Raw genomic sequence first — 19,882 nt, 5'->3', positions numbered from 1 at the left:
CGATAAGTCTGCCGGGCGCGACGCTGCTCCAGCACCTGATCCACGATCCGTGGCGCTGTCGCGTGGGGACAGTGCCGCGGTCTCGAGGATCGATCGGTTAACCCGCCCGAACCTTCTTCCTTGAACCGTTTCAGCCACTTGTACGCTGTTCGAACGCTCACGCCGGCGGCGTGTGCGGCTTCTTCCACGCGCAGGCCCTGAATCAAGATGCGGTCCACGAGCAGGGCTCGACCGCGAGGGCTAAGGCGGGCATGTTTATGCAGGTTCATCCGGGGCTCCTGGAGGGGTGGCTGATTCGCACCTCCAGTCTTCCGGGACCACCCCGGATGAACAACCTACTGAGAGATCACAACTAGTCCGGGCACTCAGGCGGTCGCCCGGTCGGGGGTTCACGCTTCTCAACCAATGGGTGCGTATGAGGCGGGAGTCTCGCCGCCATCTGATCGAAAAACCGACCGTTCCAGAACTCTCAGGAGGAGGCCAGATCGCATTCGTGCGGCCCAGCGATCCGCTCTTCTCTATCGTCATCCCGGTTTTCAACCACGTGGCAGTCGCCCTGAACTGCCTCAAGTCGATAGCAACTGCAGCCACATCCGAAACATTTGAAGTCATCGTCGTGGACGATGCGTCCACTGACGCCGATGCGACGTGTTTGGGCGACATCCCCGGAGCGGTGTATCTCCGACACTCGGAAAACCAAGGTTTCGTCGCTTCCTGCAACGCCGGTGCAGCGGTTGCGAAGGGACAGACCATCGTTTTCCTCAATAGCGACACGATCGTGGCGCCGGCCTGGTTGGAGGGCATTAGGGGCGGGTTGTCCGAGCCGGGCGTCGAGTTGCTCGGAGTCCTCTTGCAGTACCCCGATGGTACGTTGCAGGAGGCAGGCGGGATCGTGTTCTCCGATGGATCAGGCTGGAACTACGGTCGGGGGGGGAATCCGAACGATCCCCGCTATCTGTACAGGCGTGACGTCGACTATTGTTCGGGCGCCGCACTTGCGATCTTGCGCGAACGCTTTGTGTCGCTGGGCGGGTTCGATTCGCGATATGCGCCTGGCTACTATGAAGATACTGACCTCGCCATGAAGGTTCGTGCTGCGGGTGGTCGAGTGCTGTATGAACCTTCGGTCGCGATCGTCCATCTCGAGGGTGTTAGCGCTGGTAGGGATCTCTCCTCTGGAATGAAAGCCCACCAATCCGCCAACGCAATCAAATTCCAGCAGCGCTGGGCGAGGGAGCTGCAGATCGCGCACTGGCGGCCGGGGACCGATCCTGATCTGGCCGCTCGCCCTTCGCCTGCAGACAGCGTCGTCGCCGTGTGCGGAAATCAGATCGACGGGCGCTCGCCGGCGTTCTACGACCTGCTTGAATCCCTGGTGCGGCAAGGGATCGCAGTCGACCTCCACTTGCTGGAAACGCCGGACGAAAGCTCATTGCGGCAGCTACGATTCAGCGGAGTTTGCTGCTGGACGTACGAGTGGAGGGAAACCGCGCGTTGGGTTCTACTCAAGAAGGGTCACCAGGTCGGCGTGGTGATTGGTGATGGTTCCGCGGCAGCGGAAGCGTGGATTTCCAAGGTCGCTGGAGACGTCCCCAACGCAAGAATATTTCGCTTCGATGCTGCGGCGGACGCAGAGGCGTCTGCATCGGTGGTGACTCCAGCAGACGTATTGGATGTGTTGACAGGTTCTACGGACCGGTTGCGAGATCGGCAATAACCTCGGTCACGCCCGATCGCCAGTTCGGCAGCGAAATCCCGAAGTCCCTTGACAGGCGTGTAGTGTCCAAGCGCGAGTAGGCCGGGCGACGGGCCGGTGTAGGAAACTCTTTTGTTTCGATACCGGTCACTCGTGGTGGAGCGTCTATCAGGCCCGCGCGAGCGGCATCATCGACAATTGCCTCAGCAAACCCTTGCCAGGAAGTCTCTCCTCCAGCGACCAGATGCCAGGTTCCCGATCGGTGGTCTGTCGGCAGTTGTGACAGGATCCGCGCTGTTCCAAGGGCGATCCATGGGGCGGGTGTGGGGGATCCGACCTGGTCCGCCACCACGCGAAGCTCTTCGCGCTCCCCCGCCAGGCGCAACATGGTCCGCAGGAAGTTATTGCCGCGCGAACCAAAGACCCACGCGGTGCGGACGATGATGTGGCGGCAACCGCTGGCTCGGATCGCCTCTTCACCCGCAAGTTTACTGGCCCCGTATATTCCGAGGGGGGCCGTGGCATCGTCCTCGCGCCACGGCCGGCTGCCGTCGCCAGGGAACACGTAATCGGTGGAATAGTGCAGCAACGATGCGCCGCGTTTCGCGCAAGCATGTGCCAGTGCCTCAACTGACTCAGCATTTGCCCTATAGGCGCCATCCCGGTCCGACTCTGCTTTGTCGACAGCTGTGTAGGCCGCCGCGTTCACCACGATGTCGGGAGCGACCCGCGACACCAGATCCTCCATGGCCCCGGGTTGGTCGAGATCCGCCGTTTCGCAGGCTGCGCGGCTGCCGGGAAGCTGGCCGCTGCGGGTGGTTGGAACTATCTCACCCACTCCGACGAGGCTGCGGTGCAACTCATACCCCACCTGTCCATTGGCGCCTATCAGGAGGATACGCATCAGCCCAGTCCCGGGAAGATAGGCAACCTTCCGGTCGCAATATCACCAAGGCAGGGTGCTGCAGCGTCCTTGGCCGACAAAGACGGATCCGTCACCGGCCAATCGATCGCGATCTCCGCGTCGTTCCAGGCGACCCCAGCATCCGCACTGGCGTCGTACGGAGCCGTGCACAGATACGAGAACTGCGCTGCATCGCTGGTGACCACGAAACCGTGTGCGAAGCCCTCCGGAATCCAGAACTGCCGTTTGTTCTCGGCCGACAGGATGACCCCCGTCCACTGCCCAAACGTCGGCGAGCCCCTGCGGATGTCGACCGCCACGTCAAACACCTCGCCCTCCTGGACGCTGACCAGCTTTCCCTGGGGGTTCGGCCACTGGTAGTGCAGCCCCCGCAGTACGCCCTGGGCCGAGCGGGAAAGGTTGGACTGTACGAAATCGGGGCCGATGCCGTGACCGGCGTAGCGCTCGCGGTTCCAGGTTTCCAGGAAGAAGCCCCGGGCATCGCCGAAAACCTTTGGCTCGATCACCAGGCAACCCGGCAGCGACGTCTCCGTCACCTTCATGGAACTTTCCCCCGTTCCAGCAGAGCGGCCAGGTATTGGCCGTAGCCGTTCTTTTTCAGTGGCTCGGCGAGCTTCAGCAGGTCCTCGTCACCTATCCATCCCTGCTGCCATGAAATCTCCTCCGGGCAGCAGATCCGCAGGCCCTGCCGGGCTTCGATGGTCTCGATGAAGGCCGCGGCCTGGAGCAGCGACTGATGGGTGCCGGTATCCAGCCACGCAGAGCCCCGCCCCAGCGCTTCCATGTTCAGGAGGCCGTCCTCGAGATAGAGCCGGTTGAGGTCGGTGATCTCCAGTTCTCCACGCGGTGATGGAGTCAGCGAAGCCGCGCGGTCGCTGACGGTGTTGTCGTAGAAGTAGAGGCCCGTGACCGCATAGTTCGATCGCGGCTTGGCCGGCTTTTCCTCGATATTGACGACCTTGCCGGAGTCGTCCAGCTCGGCGACGCCGTAGCGCTCCGGATCGCTGACGTAGTAGCCGAACACGGTAGCGCCTTGTTCACGTGCATCTGCCCGTTGCAACGTCTGGGTCAGGCCGTGGCCGTAGAAGATGTTGTCGCCGAGTACGAGGCAACTGGGATCGGCGCCGATGAAATCGCGCCCGATGGTGAACGCCTGGGCCAGGCCGTCGGGGCTGGGCTGCACCGCGTACTCGATGTTTAGCCCCCACTGGGAGCCGTCACCCAGCAAGCGCTGGAACAGCACCTGCTCATGCGGGGTGTTGATGATCAGCACATCGCGGATCCCCGCGAGCATCAATACGCTCAGCGGGTAGTAGATCATCGGCTTGTCGTACACCGGCAGCAGCTGCTTGCTGATGCACTGGGTGATCGGATAAAGGCGGGTGCCGGAGCCCCCGGCAAGGATGATGCCTTTGCGTGCCATGCCTCAGCCCTCCTCGCCCAGACGCTGCAGACGGTAGTCGCCGTCCAGGATCCGCTGCGTCCAATCATGGTTTGCGAGGTACCAGTCGACCGTCTGCGCCATGCCTTCATTGAAGCCGACGGAAGGGGTCCAGCCGAGTTCGGCCTTGATCTTGTCGGCATCGATCGCGTAGCGCCGGTCGTGGCCGGGACGGTCGCGTACGAAGGTGATCTGGCTCGCTCGCGGCTGGCCGTCCTCACGGGGGCGGCGCTCGTCGAGCAGGCGACAGATCGTCTCGACCACCACGATGTTCTCGCGCTCGGCATTGCCGCCGATGTTGTAGGTCTCCCCCAGACGCCCGGCTTCCAGCACGCGCCGGATCGCGCTGCAGTGATCCTTCACGTAGAGCCAGTCACGGACGTTCTTGCCGTCGCCGTAGACCGGCAGCGGCTCCCCGGCGACCGCCTTGGCGATTACCAGTGGGACGAGCTTCTCGGGGAACTGGTGCGGGCCGTAGTTGTTGGAGCAGTTCGTGGTCACCACCGGCAGGCCATAAGTGTGGTGGAAGGCGCGCACCAGATGGTCGGACGCGGCTTTGCTGGCCGAGTACGGGGAGTTCGGTGCATAGGGCGTGGTCTCGGTGAACTTCCCTTCATCGCCAAGTGAGCCGTACACCTCGTCCGTCGACACATGGAGGAAGCGGAAATCCTCCTTGTCCTCGTCCGGCAGCTCGCGCCAATGGTCCCGCACGCATTCCAGCAGCCCCAGTGTCCCCACGACATTGGTCTGGACAAACGCGGCCGGGCCATCGATGGAGCGATCGACGTGACTCTCAGCGGCGAAATTCACCACTGCATCGGGGCGATGTTCGCTCAACAGCCGCGCGACCAGCTCCCGGTCGCCGATGTCGCCCGGTACGAAAACATGGCCCGAATCGCCCTCCAGGGGCTTGAGTGTGTCGAGGTTGCCGGCATAGGTGAGCAGGTCGAGATTGACCACCTTGATACCCGCCGCAACGGCGTCGAGTACGAAGTTGCCGCCGATGAAGCCGGCGCCGCCGGTCACAAGCCAGGTTTTCTGCGTCATTTGATGTCCTGTTTACGCCGCAACGTTGCCAGCGCTCCATGGGGGAATGAATTCTATCGGCGAGCTGCCGCGCCTGTCGGCTAAAGATTCTGGTAGTTCGGCCCCGAGCCACCTTCCGGGGTCACCCAGTTGATGATCTCGTAGGGGTCCTTGATGTCGCAGGTCTTGCAGTGCACGCAGTTGGCGGCGTTGATCTGCAGGCGCTTGCCCTGCGTTTCGTCTTCGACGATCTCGTAGACGTTGGCCGGGCAGAAGCGGGTGCAGGGGTTGTCGTACTCGACGGTGCAGCGCTCGATGCAGATCGAGGTGTCGGCCACCTGCAGGTGCACGGGCTGGTCTTCGTCGTGCTCGGTGGCGGCGAAGTACACGCCAGCCAGCCTGTCGCGCGGGGCGAGGTCGCGGTCGACGTAGTCGCGCTTGGGCGATTCGTGCTCGCCGACCTTGTCCAGGCTGCACCAGTCGGGCTTGTTCTTCAGGGTCCAGGGCGAACGGCCGCCGACGGCGGTCTCCCACGCGGCGTTGAGCATGCCCATCCACAGCCCGCGCTTGAAGCCGGGCTTGATGTTGCGCACCTTCCGCAGCTCTTCCATCGCCGGGGAGGCGCGCAGCTTGGCATCGAAGCCTTCCGGTGACAGCGCGCTTGCTACCAGGTGCTCGGCGGCGAGCATGCCGCTGCGGATGGCCTGGTGCGTGCCCTTCACCTTGGGCACGTTGAGCAGGCCCGCGGTATCGCCGATCAGCAGGGCGCCGGGCATCTCGGTGCGGGGCAGCGACTGGTAACCGCCGGTGACGATGGCGCGGGCGCCGGCCGATACGATCTCGCCGCCCTCTAGGAGGGGCTTCACCATCGGGTGGTGCTTGAACTGCTGGAAGGCCTCCCACGGCTTGTAGTGCGGGTCGCTGTAGTCCAGGCCGCTGACGTAACCGATGGCGATGCGGCCCTTGTCCAGGTGATAGATGAAGCTGCCGCCGTAGGTGCTGTTGTCGGCCGGCCATCCGAAGCTGTGCACGATCCTGCCGGGGGTGACGCGCTCCTCCGGGACCTGCCAGAGCTCCTTGATGCCGATCGAATAGCCCTGCGGGTCGCTGTCGGCGGTGAGGTCGAAGCGCTTGAGCAGGCGCTTTGTCAGGTGGCCGCGGGCGCCTTCGGCCAGCACGGTGACCTTGGCCTTGATGTCGATGCCCTGGGTGTAGCCGGGCTTGTGCGATCCGTCCTTGGCCACGCCCATGTCGCCGATGCGCACGCCGGTGACCGCGCCGGTGTCCGGGTCGTGCAGCGTTTCGGAGGCGGCAAAGCCCGGGAACACCTCCACGCCCAGTGCCTCGGCCTGCGGCGCCAGCCAGGCGCACATCGCGCCCAGGCTGACGATCACGTTGCCGTGGTTGTTCATGCCCGGAGGCACCGGCAGCTTGCGCCCGCCGTCGCGCGAGAGCAGCCAGAACTCGTCCTCGGTGGCCGGTACGCAGATCGGCGGCGGGTTGTCGCGCCAGTCTGGCAGCAAGGCGTCCAGCGGGCCGGTTTCAATTACCGCGCCTGACAGGATCTGGGCACCGATGGTCGAGGACTTCTCGATCACGCAGATCGAGATCTCGGGATTCAGTTGTTTGAGGCGGATCGCGAACGACAGCCCGGCGGGGCCGGCACCGACGGCAACGACGTCGTATTCCATGACGTCGCGTTCGGTCTCGGGTGCGGTGGCGGCGGCATCGGTCATCTGGCGGGCTCCTGCTTGCTAGACGGGCATTGTCGCGGGTTTGGCCGGGTCCGCCAAACGCCGGCGGATGGGATGGGCCAGCTGTTGTAGGAGCGACGTAAGTCGCGACCGGAAATCCCGGCGGTTCGGGTCGCGACTTACGTCGCTCCTACGGGGGGTGGCGCAGGTGGGTGGGGGGCGGATCGCGGCTGAAGCCGCTCCTACAGGGGCGCGCAGATCGGGGCGGGCTTAGCGGTGCTCGGCTTCGTGGGTGTCGCCGTTGGTGAGGATCCAGCCGGCCATCTCGGCGGTCACCGCTTCCAGGCTCTGTTCGAAGGCCTGCACTACCGCATCCACCTCGGTGCCGGTCGCGGGGGTGGCGTGGCTGAAGGTGTGGCCGGCGACGATCTGCTGGTCCGGGGCGTGCAGCAGCTTGGCATTGACCTCGACCACGGCCGAGGGCACGGCCGCGCCGGCGTATTCGGACTCGAACCGCCGCACGTCCAGCACCAGCCGGTAGTCGCCGCCGACGCCGCTGCCCTGCCGGGCTACCGCGCCGATGCGGCCGGAGCGCTCCAGCGTGTGCAGGATCGCCTCCTCGACCATGTTCGGCGGCACGTCGGACCAGCGTGCACCCTTGTAGACCTGCAGCTCGTTCGGCCGCGGGCGCACCACGACCCGCATGCTGTCGACCATCGCAGAGGCGGTGGCCGCGGGCAGGGCAAGCTGCCAGTCAACCTGCGGCCAGGAGGGCTCGGCGGCGACCTGCGGATTCAAGGTGTAGATGGTGGTTGGCGTGCGCTCCTTGCCGCCCAGGATCGAACAGCCTGGAAGCAGGGCCAGGACGAGCACACCGGCCAGCAGGGGCAGGGACGCACGTGCTGGGCGCCGCACGGGGGTGTGGGACAGGATCGGCTTCATTCGGGTTCGAACTCCTTCGGACTGTCCCGTCCCAGCAGGTAGCGGGTGGGGTTGTTCTCGAGGCGGTCGCTGATGCGGCGCAGGTCGCGGACCAGGCCGCGCAGTTCGCCCAGGGTCGGGCCGAGCTGGGCGAGGCCGTCGTTGGCGAAGCTGCTCACCGCAGCGCGGTTCTCGTTGATGATGCCGTTGGCGCCCTGGGCGGCCGAGTCCAGCTCGGTCAGCGTGTTGTCCAGCTTGGCCACCAGGCCGGGCAGCTTGTCGACCAGTTCGCGATCGAAGTCCTCGACCGCGCGGTTGGTGTTGGCGAGTGCCAGCTGCAGTTGCTCGCTGGATTCGCGCGCATTGACGATGATGGCGCGCAGGTCCTCGCGCTGGTCGGCCACCGTCGCCGTCATGGTCTCGATGTTCTCCAGCGTATTGGCCACCCGCTCGACATTCTCCTCGCTCAGCACCTGGTCGAGGCGCGCCACGAGGCGGTTGGCGGTGTCGGCGATGTTCTGCAGGGCCGACGGCTCGGTTTGGATGACCGGGATCTCGCGCTGGTCGACATCGGCCAGGCGCGGTTGCTCGGGGCTGCCGCCGGTGAGCTGGATGATCGGGCTGCCGGTGATGCCGGTCATCGACATCTTCGCCCGCGTATCGGTCTTGACCGGGGCCCGCGCCTGGATCCGCAGCAGCGCCCGCACCCGTCGCGGGTCGTCCGGCGCCAGGCTCAGCCGTTCCACCGTGCCCACCGAGATGCCGTTGTACTGCACGCTGCTGCCTTCGGACAGGCCGGTGACCGGCTCGTTGAAGATCACCATGTACTGCTGCCAGCTCTTCTCGGAGGAGTAGTTGGCGGCCCACAGCGCGAACAGCAGCAGGAACACCGAAACGAGGATCGTGAAGGCGCCGATCAGGACGTAGTTGGCCTTGGTTTCCATCAGGTGCTCGTCTCCATGTTGCGGTCGCGCGCGTGTTGCGCGGCGCGTGCGCGCGGACCGTGGAAGTACTCCTGCACCCACGGATGGTCCAGCTTTTCGACCTCGGGCAGGGGCGCACAGGCGATGACCTTGCGATCAGCCAGCACCGCCACCCTGTCGCAGATAGCGTAAAGGGTGTCGAGGTCGTGTGTGATGAGGAAGACCGTGAGACCCAGCGCCTGCTGCAGGGTCTGGATCAGGCGGTCGAAGGCGGCGGCGCCGATCGGGTCCAGGCCAGCCGTCGGTTCGTCCAGGAACAGCAGCGGCGGATCCAGCGCCAGCGCCCTCGCAACACCGGCGCGCTTGCGCATGCCGCCGGAGAGCTGCGAAGGCAGTTTGTCGATCGCCTCCCCCGGCAGCCCGGCCAGCTTCACCTTCAGCAGCGCAAGCTCGTACAGCAGCGATGCCGGCAGCTCCCGGTGGTGCTCCTTGAGCGGGACCTGCACGTTCTCGCCCACTGTCAGCGAAGAGAACAGGGCGCCATCCTGGAACAGCACACCGGTGCTGCGCTCGATGCGCCGATGGGCTTCTTCGTCATCGCTGCGGGCATCGATACCCAGCACCTCGACTTCGCCGGCATCGGGTCGGCGCAGGCCGATGATCGACCGCATCAGCACCGATTTGCCGCTGCCGGAGCCGCCGACCACACCGATGATCTCGCCCCGGCGCACGTCCAGGTCCAGGTCTTCGTGCACGACCTGCGAACCGAACCGGTTCACCAGCCCGCGGACGCGGATGACGTTTTCGCCGTCCATCAGATGCCCATCTCCATGAACCACATCGCGGCGAAGGCATCGAGCACGATGACCAGCGAAATCGCCTGCACCACGCTGGAGGTGGTGCGCTCGCCGACCGACTGCGCTGTGCCCTTCACCTGCAGGCCTTCCAGGCAGCCGATCAGGCTGATGACCAACGCGAATACCGGTGCCTTCGACAGGCCGACCCAGAAGTGCTTCAGGTCCAGCGTGTCCTGCATGCGTGCCAGGTACTGCTGCGGGGGGATGTCGAGCGCGAACGCGCCGACCGTGAGACCACCCAGCAGGCCCGCCATCATCGCCACGAAAGTCAACAGCGGCAGCATCACCAGCAGCGCGACCACGCGCGGGATCACCAGCAGGTCGACCGGGTCCAGTCCCAGGGTGCGCATCGCGTCCACCTCCTCGCGGCTGACCATCGCGCCGATCTGCGCGGTGAACGCGCTGGCGGTGCGGCCGGCGAGGATGATCGCCGTGAGCAGCACGCCGAACTCGCGCAGGAACGAGATGCTGACCAGTTCCACCACGAAGATCTCGGCACCGAAGTCGCGCAGGACGTTCGCCCCCAGGAAGGCGACCACCGCACCCACCAGGAAGCACAGCAGCGCGACCAGCGGGACGGCGTCCAGGCCCACCTGTTCCATGTGGTAGACAGTGGCGGTCGGCCGGAACCGGCGCGGCTCCTTCAGCGTGCGCAGGCCCTTGACCAGCACCTCGCCGAAGAACGCCAGCAGGGCGAGGAACTCCTTCCAGTTGTCGGCCACCGCGAAGCCCAGCCGCGACAGCGCGGCGTAGACGCCGAACTCGCGCTTCTTCGGCGGCCGGTCGTCGGCGACATCGTCGATCGCCGAGACCAGCGCGCGATGGTCGTCGCTGAAGGCAATCTCCTCGAACGCGAGTTCGCGCCGGCGCGCGAATCGGAGCAGTTGCAGCACGCCCAGCGAATCCAGCCGATCCACCCCGCTGGCGTCGATGCCTTCGACACCATCCGGCGCCTGGTCGAGCTGGCGGCCGATGTCGGTGGCGTGCGCAAGCGTCCATTGGCCGGACAGTCGCAACCGTCGGGGTCGACGCTCGTCGGTCTCGAGACGTGGCGGGTGTGGGCTGGAATCGGTCATGGGTGCTTGCCGCAGGATACTGCCTGGGGGTGTGGTGCGCATGCGATGCTAGCCGCACCGCCGACCCCGCTACGCCCAATGTCCAACCCCATACCGCTGACCAGCGCGAGCTATTCGGACCGGATCGCCTTCATGGTCGAGCTCGCCGAGCGCCTGCACCTGTACGGAACCACGGCGCAGCGCCTGGAGGCCGCGTTGCTGCTGGTGGCCGAGCGCCTGCGGCTGGAATGCGAGCCGTGGTCGAGCCCCACCGCACTGATCCTGAGCTTCAGCGATCCGCAGCGCCTTCCGGGTGCGAGTGACACCACCCGCGTGATCCGCCTGCCGCCCGGCGACAACGACCTGTACCGGTTGGCGGAGACCGATCGCATTGCCGAGGCGTTGATCGCCGGCGAGATGGACCTGGCCGGGGCATTCGAAGCGATGAACGCGCTCGACAAGCCGCCGACGCTGTTCTGGAGGGCTGCGCAGGTGCTGGGTTTCGGGCTGGTGGCAGCCGCGGTGGCCGGCCTGCTGCGACTGCCATGGCTGGACATCGGGGTGGCGGGGTTCAACGGGCTTGCCATCGGAATGCTGACGCAACTGGCGGAGACCAGGCCGCGCCTGAAGGAAGCATCCGACGCACTGCTCGCGCTGCTGGCGTCTTCGGTGGCGGTACTGGTGGCGAGTTTCATCGCACCGCTGAACCAGAACACCGTGATCATCGCGTCCCTGATCGTGCTGCTGCCGGGCATGGCGCTGACCAACGCGGTCAACGAGCTGGCCAGCCAGCACCTCGTGGCAGGCACGGCGCGGTTCTCCGGGGCGATCATGACCGTGCTGAAGCTGGCGGTGGGCACAGCGATCGCGCTCTACCTGGCCAACCTCATCGGCCTGGAGCCGGCGGTGCGTGCCCTGCGTCCGCAACCGGCGTGGATGGAATGGGCCGCGCTGGCGGCGGCCTCGCTGGCATTCGCGGTGCTGTTCCGTGCGGAACTGCGTGATTACCCCCTGGTCATGGCCGCTGCGGCAGGTGGTTACCTGATCTCGCGTTTCGGGGGAATGGCCTGGGGCAGTCCGGCCGGCATATTCCTCGCGGCCCTGGTCATGACCGCGGCGGGCAATGCCTACGCGCGCTGGTTCCATCGACCGGGCGCGATCGTGCGCGTTCCCGGCATCATCCTGCTGGTGCCCGGTAGTGCCAGCCTGCGTGGCCTGCTGAACCTGATACAGCAGCAGGACGTGAACGCCGGCCAGATCGCGCTGCTGGCGGTACTGAATATCCTGCTGGCGCTGATCGCCGGGCTGCTTTTCGGCAACCTGCTGTTGCCGGCGCGCCGGAATCTCTGATTTCGGCCTCCGGAAAACAAAACGCCGACCCAGGGGCCGGCGTTTCGCCTGCAAGCGGAGCGGGTTACTTGATCAGGAACTCGTCCACGTTGCGGCCTTCGCTGGTATAGGCTGCCAGCCAGCGCGGCTGCTTGCCCCGACCGGTCCAGGTCTCCTCCGGATTGGCCGGGTTGCGGTACTTCGGCGGCACCTTGCCGAGCGACTTGCGGGCCTTCTTGGCCGTGCCGCGCGGGGCGCGGGTGGCGCTGGAAGTACCGGCGCCCGCGCCGAACAGTTCTTCAAGGGTGTAACCCTCGTTCTTGGCCTGCTGGGCGAGCTTCTTGCGGACCTGGCCGATCGGCTTGCGCTTGCTCAGCGTGGTCTTGCGCTTCTTGGCCTTGCTGATCAGCGATTCAAGCTCTTTCGCCGAAAGGGTGTTGATGTCGATGGACATGGGGGGTGTCTCCGATGGAAGGGATGGTAAACCGGCCAAAATCCCTGGCCAACGGCTTCAATGGTAATCCCTAGCCCCGCGCACGTAAATGAAGGAGTTATTCTTGTCGCGGTGCATCACCCACCGCGGGTGGTTTTGCTCCGTGGATCAGGCCGGTGTGCCGATCCTGTCCAACAGCGTCGCCCGGTCAAGGTTTTCCGCTTCCGCCGCACGCCGGTGCCGGTATTCGAAGGTGCCGGCGGCGACGCCACGTTCCGACACCACGATCCGGTGCGGAATGCCGATCAGTTCCATGTCGGCAAACATCGCTCCCGGACGCAGGCCCCGGTCGTCCATCGCTGTTTCGACGCCGCGCCCGTTGAGCTCCCGGTGGAGCGCGTCGGCCGCCTCGGCGACACCCGGATCCTTCTTGGGATTGATCACGCACACCACCGCCTGCCAGGGCGCCATGGCTTCGGGCCAGGCGATGCCGTTGTCGTCGTGGTTCTGCTCGATCGCCGCCGCGACGATGCGCGAGACGCCGATTCCGTAGCAGCCCATCGTCGGCGTGGCGGCCTTGCCGTTCGCATCCAGTACCGAGCATCCCAGGGCCTGGGCATATTGCCGCCCCAGCTGGAATATATGGCCCACTTCGATGCCACGCGCGATCGCCAGGGTGCCGCTGCCGTCGGGAGAAGGATCTCCCGCCGATACATTGCGGATATCGGCAACCACGACCGGCTCGGGCAGGTCGCGGCCCCAGTTGACGCCGGCGAGGTGGAATCCATCACGGTTGGCACCGACCACGAAGTCGGCCATGGCCGCGACGCTCCGGTCGGCGATGATGCGGATGGTTTTGGCGGGGCGCACCGGACCCAGGAAACCGGGGCGGCTGCCGAGGTGCTCGAGGATCTCGGCTTCGGTGGCGAAGCGGTATTCCCCCAGCCCCTCCACTTTCGCCAGCTTGATCTCGTTGAGGGTGTGGTCCCCACGCACCAGTGCGAGAACAAAACCGTCCGCGCCGACCAGCGCGATCGACTTGACTGTGCGGGAGAGCTCGAGGCCGAGCAGTGCCGCCACGTCCTCGCACGTCTTCTGGACCGGTGTTTCGACCTCCCGCATGTCTTCGCTCGCGGCCGGTCGCGAATGCGGCGCGACCGCCTCGGCCAGTTCGACGTTGGCCGCATATCCGGAACCGTCGGAGAAAGCGATCGCGTCCTCGCCTGAATCGGCCAGTACGTGGAATTCATGCGAGGCACTGCCGCCGATCGCGCCGGTATCGGCGAAAACCGCGCGGAAGCGCAGGCCGAGCCGGGTGAATATGCGGCTGTAGGCGTCATGCATGACGCCGTACTGGCGATCGAGGTCGGCTTCATCCAGGTGGAAGGAGTACGCGTCCTTCATCAGGAACTCGCGCGCGCGCATCACCCCGAAACGCGGCCGGATCTCGTCGCGGAACTTGGCCTGCACCTGGTAGAAGACGATCGGCAGTTGCTTGTAGCTGGCCAGCTCATTGCGCGCGAAGTCGGTGATGACCTCCTCGTGGGTCGGCCCGTAGCAGTACCAGGCTTCCTTGCGGTCCTGCATTTTCAGCAGCTGGCCGCCGAATTTCTCCCAACGGCCGGATTCCTCCCACAGCTCCCGCGGTTGCACCGTCGGCATCAGCATCTCGATGGCGCCGGCGGCGTCCATTTCCTCGCGCACGATGCGTTCGACCTTGCGCAGCACGCGAAGGCCCAGCGGCGTCCAGGTATAGAGGCCGGAGGCGAGCTTGCGGATCATGCCGGCCTTCAACATCAGCTTGTGGCTGACGAGTTCGGCCTCTGCGGGGATTTCCTTGCTGGTATGGAGATGGAATTGCGACAGGCGCATGGGCAGGCATCGTGCGGGGACAGCCGGCATTCTGACATGCCGACGCCCGCGCGAGTTTCCCGCTTCCAGTTGTTTCGCCCCGGCGCTTGGCTCGGCCGGGGCAGGGCGATCAGCGGCTGGCGCTGTCTGCCGCGTGGGGGCAGTGCACTGCCATCGCGGCTTCGGCGAGTCGCTTCTGGTTGTCGCGTTCGGCGGGGGTCATCTCGACGTCGGGCTTGCCGTCGCCGTCGCTGTCCTTGCCGACCGGTGCGTCACCCGCCAGCAGCTCCAGGTTGGCCCGCGCCATCGTGCACTGCTCGTTCTCGACCGCGGCCTCTTCCGGCTTGGCCGCCGTGCCGGCCGAGCCGCTGTTGCCGATGATCCGGTTCTCGTATTCGCCCGCCGGCGGCGGGGAGTCGGAGTAATGGGTGACGCCGTTGGCATCCTTCCACTGGTACAGCTCGCCGGCCGCCACGGGCAGTGCCAGGACGAGCAGGGCCGCGGCGAACAGGCGCGGAAGACGGGTGTCGGAGACGCGGATGGATCCGGACATGCAGGGACTCCCCAGCAACGAATGCTTGGTCAGGGCGCGATTGCAGCACTCCGCCGCCCCGCAGGCAAGCGCTAAACTGCGGAAATGGAATCCACGCACGCGCCTTCGCCCCCTCCGCCCAGGCGTGGGCGGGGTATCTACCTCCTGCCCAACCTGTTCACCACCGGCGGCCTGTTCGCGGGATTTTTCGCGATCATTGCCGCCACCCAGGGCCGGTTCGACGACGCCTGCATCGCGATCTTCATCGCCGCGATCCTCGACGGCGTCGACGGTCGGGTCGCGCGGCTGACCAATACCCAGAGCGAATTCGGGGTGCAGTACGACTCGCTGGCCGACCTGGTGAGCTTCGGGCTGGCGCCTGCGCTGGTGATGTACCACTGGTCGCTGGTGTCGATGGGCATCGACGGGCCGACCGCGCGCAAGGTGGGTTGGGTGGTGGCCTTCCTGTACGCCGCCTGCGCCGCGTTGCGCCTGGCGCGTTTCAACTCGCAGGTGGCCCAGGTCGACAAGCGCTGGTTCATCGGCCTGGCCAGCCCCGCCGCTGCCGGGCTGCTCGCCAGCCTGGTCTGGACCTGCTTCAAGCTGGGTTACGACGGCGTGGAGCTGCGGTACCTCGCACTCGCTGCCACCGCGGTTGCGGCATTGCTGATGGTCAGCCGGGTGCGCTATTTCAGCTTCAAGGGCGGCGGCCACCGGCACGACCGCATGCCGTTCCTGGCTGTGGTGGGGGTGCTGGCGGTGCTGGCGGCCATCGCCATCAATCCACCGGTGGTGCTGTTGGCGGCAACCCTGCTGTACGCCAGCTCGGGGCCGCTGGCGGCGGTGTGGAGGCGGCTGCGGCGGCAGGGCGATCGATCATGAGCGGCTGGAGCCCATTGCAAAGGGAGTGGCTGCGCGCGCTGGGCCACCCCGTGCTGGTGCTGGCCGGGAATGAAACCGGCGCTTCGGATGCGGAGGTCGGAGAGCCCGCTGCGGCGCAGGAGGTGGAGCGACGACGGCCGGATATGCATGGCGGGCCAGTGGAGACGGCACGGCTGCAGGGGGGGGCGGCACCGGCGGATCCGGCTGCGCCCGGACCTGCGGAGCGCCCGCACCCTGCGCCGGCGGCACGCGGACGCGAGGTCGACCGGGAAACGGATCGCCCCGCTGCGCCCCGGGTTCCCGAGCCCCAGGCCGCCACGCCTGCGGCGGTGCGAACAGACACTGCCACCAAGGCGGCCGCGCTTGCTGCTGCCCGCCGCGTTGCCAACGAGCGCGCCGCGGCAGAAGCGCTGCGCGAGGCGCTGGTGCGGGCCACCGGCCTCGGACCGGGGGCTGGCGCCCGCCGGCTGCGCGAACTGGGTGCGGACCCGCTGGCGTTGCGTAGCGATCCCACGGCCAAGCGCGCGCTGTGGACGCGCCTGCGGCAGATCCGCAAGGACGCGCGGAAATGAGTGCCCGGGTGTCGGAGGCGCCATTGCCGGAGCTGGTGCTGCGGGCCATGAAGGAAGCGGACGTGCCTGCGGTGCACGCCATCGAGATCCGCGCCTACGAGTTTCCATGGACCCAGGGCATTTTTCGCGATTGCCTGCGCGCCAACTACCCCGCCTGGCTGCTGATGGGCGAGGGCCGCATCCACGGATATTTCCTGCTCAGCGTCGCGGCCGGCGAGGCGCATGTGCTGAACATCTGCATCGCGCCGGAGTACCAGGGACGGGGTCTGGGGCGGACGCTGCTGCGTTCATTGGTTCGCGTGGCGAAGGCGCGGCGGGTCGATCGCGTCTTCCTCGAGGTGAGGCCGAGCAACCCGGGCGCCATCCAGTTGTACGAGAGCGAAGGCTTCAACGAGATCGGGCGGCGCCCACGCTATTACCCCGCGCGACAGGGCCGGGAGGATGCGCTGGTGATGGCGCTGGAGATGTTGCCCGAGGAGCAGGGGTCGTAAACCCGCGGCTCGTGTCCCACGGGGATTCCTTTTCGGGTGTAGGAGCGGCTTCAGCCGCGATCGGATGACGGGCTACCTGCGCCGACTCCACGATCGCGGCTGAAGCCGCTCCTACAAATGCATCGAGCTTCTCGAAGGCGCCCACGCTGCGGCTCTGCTGTAGGAGCGACGTGAGTCGCGACCGGTACATCGGGCCATGGGGTCGGCGGGTCGCGACTTACGTCGCTCCTACACATGATGGGTCCTGGCCGGCCGCGCCGTCCGGAGCCATGCCTCGGTGCCGCGCCCTCAGCCAAGCTTGGCGCGCTGGGCCGCCAGGGCCTCGCGCTGTACGTTCCAGTCGACCAGGCGCTTGCGTTCCTGTTCGACCACCGCCGGCGGGGCGTTGTTGACGAAGGTCTCGCTGGCGAGCTTGCCCTTGCACTTGCCGATTTCGACTTCCACGCGCTTGAGTTCCTTGTCCAGACGAGCGCGTTCGGCGCCCATGTCGACCAGGCCTTCCAGCGGTACCAGCAGCTTGAGCTCGCCGACGACCGCGGTGGCGGCGGCGGGCGCGCTGGCGGCGTCGTCGATGAACTCGATGCGGTCCAGCCGGGTCAGGAACCGCAGCGACGAGGCGAAGCGCTCGGTCCGCTTGCGGTCGCTGTCGCTGGCGCCGGCCAACAACAGGCTGACGTGCTTCGACGGCGCGACGTTCAATTCGCTCCGCACCCGGCGCAGGGCGCTCACCATGCTCTTCAGCCACTCGACGTCAGCTTCGGCATGGCCCGCCTCGAATGCGACTTCGCCGGCGACCGGGTATGCCCGCAGCATGATGGTGTCGCCATCGATGCCCAGGCGCGGCGCGACCTGCTGCCACAGCTCTTCGGTCACGAAGGGAATCAACGGATGCAGCAGCGACAACAGGCGCTCGAGCACGTGCAGCAGGGTGTGGCGGGTGCTGTTGGCGGCCTCTGCATCTTCGCCGTTGAGGGCGGGCTTGGCGAGCTCGACGAACCAGTCGCAGAAGTCGTTCCAGGCGAACTCGTACAGGGACTGTGCGAGCAGGTCGAAGCGGTAGGCGGCGAAGTGCTGCGCGGCTTCGGCGGACGCCACGTCCAGCCGCGCGAGGATCCAGCGCTCGGCGTCGGTCCGCGGCTGCGGCGCGCCCTCGAAGCGCGCGCCCTCGGTGTTCATCAGCACGAAGCGCGAGGCGTTCCACAGTTTGTTGCAGAAGTTCTTGTAGCCTTCGGCGCGGCCCAGGTCGAAGCGGATGTCGCGGCCATGCGTTGCCAGCGCGGCGATGGTGAAGCGCAGCGCGTCGGCGCCGAAAGCCGGGATGCCGTCGGGGAACTCGCGGCGGGTGGCCTTGGCGATCTTCTCGGCCATCTTCGGCTGCATCAGCCCGGTGGTGCGCTTGGCCAGCAGGTCGTCCAGGCTGATGCCGTCGATGAGGTCCAGCGGGTCGAGGATGTTGCCCTTCGACTTGGACATCTTCTGGCCGTCCTTGTCGCGGACCAGGCCGGTGATGTAGACGTCGTGGAACGGCACCTGGCCGGTGAGGTGGTCGCTCATCATGATCATCCGGGCGACCCAGAAGAAGATGATGTCGAAGCCGGTCACCAGCACGCTGGACGGCAGGAAGCGCTCATAGCCGCGCTTGGCCATCGCATCCGCATCGGGCCAGCCCAGGGTGCTGAACGGCCACAGGGCCGAGGAGAACCAGGTCTCCAGCACGTCGCTGTCCTGCGACAGGGCGACATCGGCACCCAGTGAATGTCTCGCCCGGACCTCGGCCTCGTCGCGGCCCACGAAGATGTTGCCGGCCTCGTCGTACCAGGCGGGGATGCGGTGGCCCCACCAGAGCTGGCGGCTGATGCACCAGTCCTGGATGTTCTCCATCCAGTGCCGGTAGGTGTTGATCCAGTTACCGGGCACGAACCTGACGTTGCCCTGCTCGGCGAGCGCGAGGCCCCTCGCCCCGAGCGTGTCCATCTTCACGAACCACTGGTCGGTCAGGTAGGGCTCGATCACTGTGCCCGAGCGGTCGCCGAAGGGCTGCATGATCGCCTTCGAGTCGACGACCGGGTTTCCGTCGGCGTCGGTCACGGCGAGGTTCTCGCCGGTGATCGCCGCGATGACGCGTTCGCGTGCCTCGTATCGGTCCAGCCCGCGCAGTTCCTCCGGCACCAGGTTGATCTCGCTGACGTCCCCGGCCGGACGTTCGCCGCGGGCGATCTCTCCGGCGATGCGGGCGCTCTGCTCGTAGGGAAGGCCGTCGGTGCGCATCCGTGCACCGTCGTCCATCAGCGCGTACAGCGGGATGCCGTTGCGGGCGGCGACCGCGTAGTCGTTGAAGTCGTGGGCGCCGGTGATCTTCACCGCGCCGGAGCCGAAGTCCGGATCGGGGTGGCTGTCGGTGATGATCGGAATGAGGCGGCGATGCTCCTTGGGTCCGACCGGGATCTCGCAGAGCTTGCCGACGATCGGCGCATAACGCGCATCCGACGGGTGTACCGCGACCGCGCCGTCGCCCAGCATGGTTTCGGGGCGGGTGGTGGCGATCGAGATGTAGTCGCGCGTTTCCTGCAGGATGACGTTGCCGTCGGCGTCGCGCTCGATGTACTCGTAGGTTTCGCCGCCGGCCAGCGGGTACTTGAAGTGCCACATGTGGCCGGGGACTTCGCGGTTCTCGACCTCCAGGTCGGAAATGGCGGTCTTCAGCACCGGGTCCCAGTTGACCAGCCGCTTGCCGCGGTAGATCAGGCCTTCCTCGTGCAGCTTCACGAAGGCCTCGACCACCGCCTCGGCGGCCATCGGGTCCATGGTGAAGACGCTGCGCGACCAGTCGCCGGACGTGCCCATGCGGCGCATCTGGCGCTCGATGGTGTCGCCCGAATGCTGCTTCCACTCCCAGACCTTGCCGATGAAGCCATCGCGGCCGAGCGAATCGCGGGTCTCGCCCTTGCCCTCGCGGTCGAGGTTGCGCGCGACCACCATCTCGGTGGCGATGCCGGCGTGGTCGCTGCCCATCTGCCACAGCGTGTCGAAACCGCGCATGCGGTGGTAGCGGATCAGCGCGTCCTGCAGGGTGTGCTGGAAGGCGTGGCCCATGTGCAGGGTGCCGGTGACGTTCGGCGGCGGCAGCAGGATCGAATACGGTTTTCCCTCGCCACGCGGATTGAATACGCCGCTCGCCTCCCATTGCTGGTACAGGCGCGATTCGAAGCGGGTCGGGTCGTAGCTGGAGGCGAGGGTGTCGGTCATGGTCTGGG

Annotated in this window: 18 protein-coding genes and 1 pseudogene; 5 read left to right on the top strand and 14 right to left on the bottom strand. The window is 66.5% G+C overall.

Annotation, left to right across the window (positions count from 1 at the left end; translation table 11 throughout):
* On the bottom strand, positions 1–269 hold a 269-nt coding region (locus tag B5D37_RS12050), incomplete at its 3' end, for a leucine zipper domain-containing protein (protein ID WP_143814165.1).
* Positions 270–415: 146 nt separating this feature from the next.
* On the opposite strand from B5D37_RS12050, the gene B5D37_RS12045 reads away from it, so the two are divergent.
* Positions 416–1,717, top strand: a complete 1,302-nt coding sequence (locus tag B5D37_RS12045) for a glycosyltransferase family 2 protein (protein WP_078758983.1) — start codon at positions 416–418, stop codon at positions 1,715–1,717.
* Here the strand turns inward: B5D37_RS12045 and rfbD are convergent.
* The 9 genes from rfbD to B5D37_RS12000 all read right to left on the bottom strand — a co-directional run bounded on the left by rfbD (position 1,689) and on the right by B5D37_RS12000 (position 10,559).
* Complete coding sequence (gene rfbD, locus B5D37_RS12040) at positions 1,689–2,600, bottom strand: dTDP-4-dehydrorhamnose reductase (RefSeq protein ID WP_078758982.1); 912 nt, start codon at positions 2,598–2,600, stop codon at positions 1,689–1,691. The genes B5D37_RS12045 and rfbD overlap by 29 nt on opposite strands.
* Entirely contained in the window at positions 2,600–3,163 is a 564-nt protein-coding gene (gene rfbC / locus B5D37_RS12035) for a dTDP-4-dehydrorhamnose 3,5-epimerase (protein ID WP_078758981.1), read from the bottom strand. Before rfbC ends, rfbD begins: the two co-directional genes overlap by 1 nt.
* Positions 3,160–4,044, bottom strand: a complete 885-nt coding sequence (rfbA, locus tag B5D37_RS12030) for a glucose-1-phosphate thymidylyltransferase RfbA (RefSeq protein WP_078758980.1) — start codon at positions 4,042–4,044, stop codon at positions 3,160–3,162. Before rfbA ends, rfbC begins: the two co-directional genes overlap by 4 nt.
* Before the next feature lie 3 nt (positions 4,045–4,047).
* On the bottom strand, positions 4,048–5,109 hold the full coding sequence (rfbB, locus tag B5D37_RS12025; RefSeq protein ID WP_078758979.1) for a dTDP-glucose 4,6-dehydratase: 1,062 nt from the start codon (positions 5,107–5,109) through the stop codon (positions 4,048–4,050).
* Positions 5,110–5,189: 80 nt separating this feature from the next.
* A complete protein-coding gene (locus B5D37_RS12020; RefSeq protein WP_078758978.1) occupies positions 5,190–6,824 on the bottom strand; it encodes an electron transfer flavoprotein-ubiquinone oxidoreductase in 1,635 nt (544 codons plus the stop codon).
* Positions 6,825–7,052: 228 nt separating this feature from the next.
* Positions 7,053–7,724: an ABC-type transport auxiliary lipoprotein family protein gene (locus tag B5D37_RS12015; protein ID WP_078758977.1), complete on the bottom strand. Its 672-nt coding sequence runs from the start codon at positions 7,722–7,724 to the stop codon at positions 7,053–7,055.
* Positions 7,721–8,647, bottom strand: a complete 927-nt coding sequence (locus tag B5D37_RS12010; protein ID WP_078758976.1) for an MlaD family protein — start codon at positions 8,645–8,647, stop codon at positions 7,721–7,723. Before B5D37_RS12010 ends, B5D37_RS12015 begins: the two co-directional genes overlap by 4 nt.
* Positions 8,647–9,441, bottom strand: coding sequence for an ABC transporter ATP-binding protein (locus tag B5D37_RS12005; protein ID WP_078758975.1), 795 nt, complete (start codon positions 9,439–9,441; stop codon positions 8,647–8,649). Before B5D37_RS12005 ends, B5D37_RS12010 begins: the two co-directional genes overlap by 1 nt.
* Positions 9,441–10,559, bottom strand: a complete 1,119-nt coding sequence (locus tag B5D37_RS12000; protein WP_078758974.1) for an ABC transporter permease — start codon at positions 10,557–10,559, stop codon at positions 9,441–9,443. Before B5D37_RS12000 ends, B5D37_RS12005 begins: the two co-directional genes overlap by 1 nt.
* Positions 10,560–10,637: 78 nt before the next feature.
* Between B5D37_RS12000 and B5D37_RS11995 the strand changes: the two genes are divergently transcribed.
* The gene (locus B5D37_RS11995; RefSeq protein WP_078758973.1) at positions 10,638–11,888 is read left to right on the top strand and encodes a threonine/serine exporter family protein; all 1,251 of its coding nucleotides are present in this window, start codon (positions 10,638–10,640) and stop codon (positions 11,886–11,888) included.
* 70 nt (positions 11,889–11,958) lie between these two features.
* On the opposite strand, the pseudogene B5D37_RS11990 reads toward B5D37_RS11995, so the two are convergent.
* From B5D37_RS11990 to B5D37_RS11980, 3 genes and pseudogenes are all read right to left on the bottom strand, one after another.
* Positions 11,959–12,321 (bottom strand): annotated as a pseudogene (locus tag B5D37_RS11990) (H-NS histone family protein); the annotation flags it as partial.
* A 147-nt stretch (positions 12,322–12,468) separates the two neighbouring features.
* Complete coding sequence (locus B5D37_RS11985) at positions 12,469–14,172, bottom strand: proline--tRNA ligase (protein ID WP_078758971.1); 1,704 nt, start codon at positions 14,170–14,172, stop codon at positions 12,469–12,471.
* A 109-nt stretch (positions 14,173–14,281) separates the two neighbouring features.
* A complete protein-coding gene (locus B5D37_RS11980) occupies positions 14,282–14,704 on the bottom strand; it encodes a DUF4124 domain-containing protein (RefSeq protein ID WP_078758970.1) in 423 nt (140 codons plus the stop codon).
* Positions 14,705–14,788: 84 nt separating this feature from the next.
* Here B5D37_RS11980 and pssA point away from each other — a divergent pair, with 84 nt between their 5' ends.
* The 3 genes from pssA to rimI are packed head-to-tail and all read left to right on the top strand — an operon-like array spanning position 14,789 to position 16,628.
* Complete coding sequence (gene pssA / locus B5D37_RS11975; RefSeq protein ID WP_078758969.1) at positions 14,789–15,565, top strand: CDP-diacylglycerol--serine O-phosphatidyltransferase; 777 nt, start codon at positions 14,789–14,791, stop codon at positions 15,563–15,565.
* On the top strand, positions 15,562–16,137 hold the full coding sequence (locus B5D37_RS11970) for a hypothetical protein (protein WP_078758968.1): 576 nt from the start codon (positions 15,562–15,564) through the stop codon (positions 16,135–16,137). Before pssA ends, B5D37_RS11970 begins: the two co-directional genes overlap by 4 nt.
* Positions 16,134–16,628, top strand: coding sequence for a ribosomal protein S18-alanine N-acetyltransferase (gene rimI, locus B5D37_RS11965; protein WP_078758967.1), 495 nt, complete (start codon positions 16,134–16,136; stop codon positions 16,626–16,628). Before B5D37_RS11970 ends, rimI begins: the two co-directional genes overlap by 4 nt.
* Positions 16,629–16,916: 288 nt before the next feature.
* Here the strand turns inward: rimI and B5D37_RS11960 are convergent, their stop codons facing one another.
* Positions 16,917–19,874: a valine--tRNA ligase gene (locus B5D37_RS11960; RefSeq protein WP_078758966.1), complete on the bottom strand. Its 2,958-nt coding sequence runs from the start codon at positions 19,872–19,874 to the stop codon at positions 16,917–16,919.
* Positions 19,875–19,882: the final 8 nt, after the last annotated feature.

This window comes from Lysobacter spongiicola DSM 21749, assembly GCF_900167055.1.
Classification (GTDB): Bacteria; Pseudomonadota; Gammaproteobacteria; order Xanthomonadales; family Xanthomonadaceae; genus Novilysobacter; species Novilysobacter spongiicola.
The sequence above is the reverse complement of the archived record's forward strand: the minus strand, read 5'-3'. Positions and strand labels throughout refer to the sequence as shown.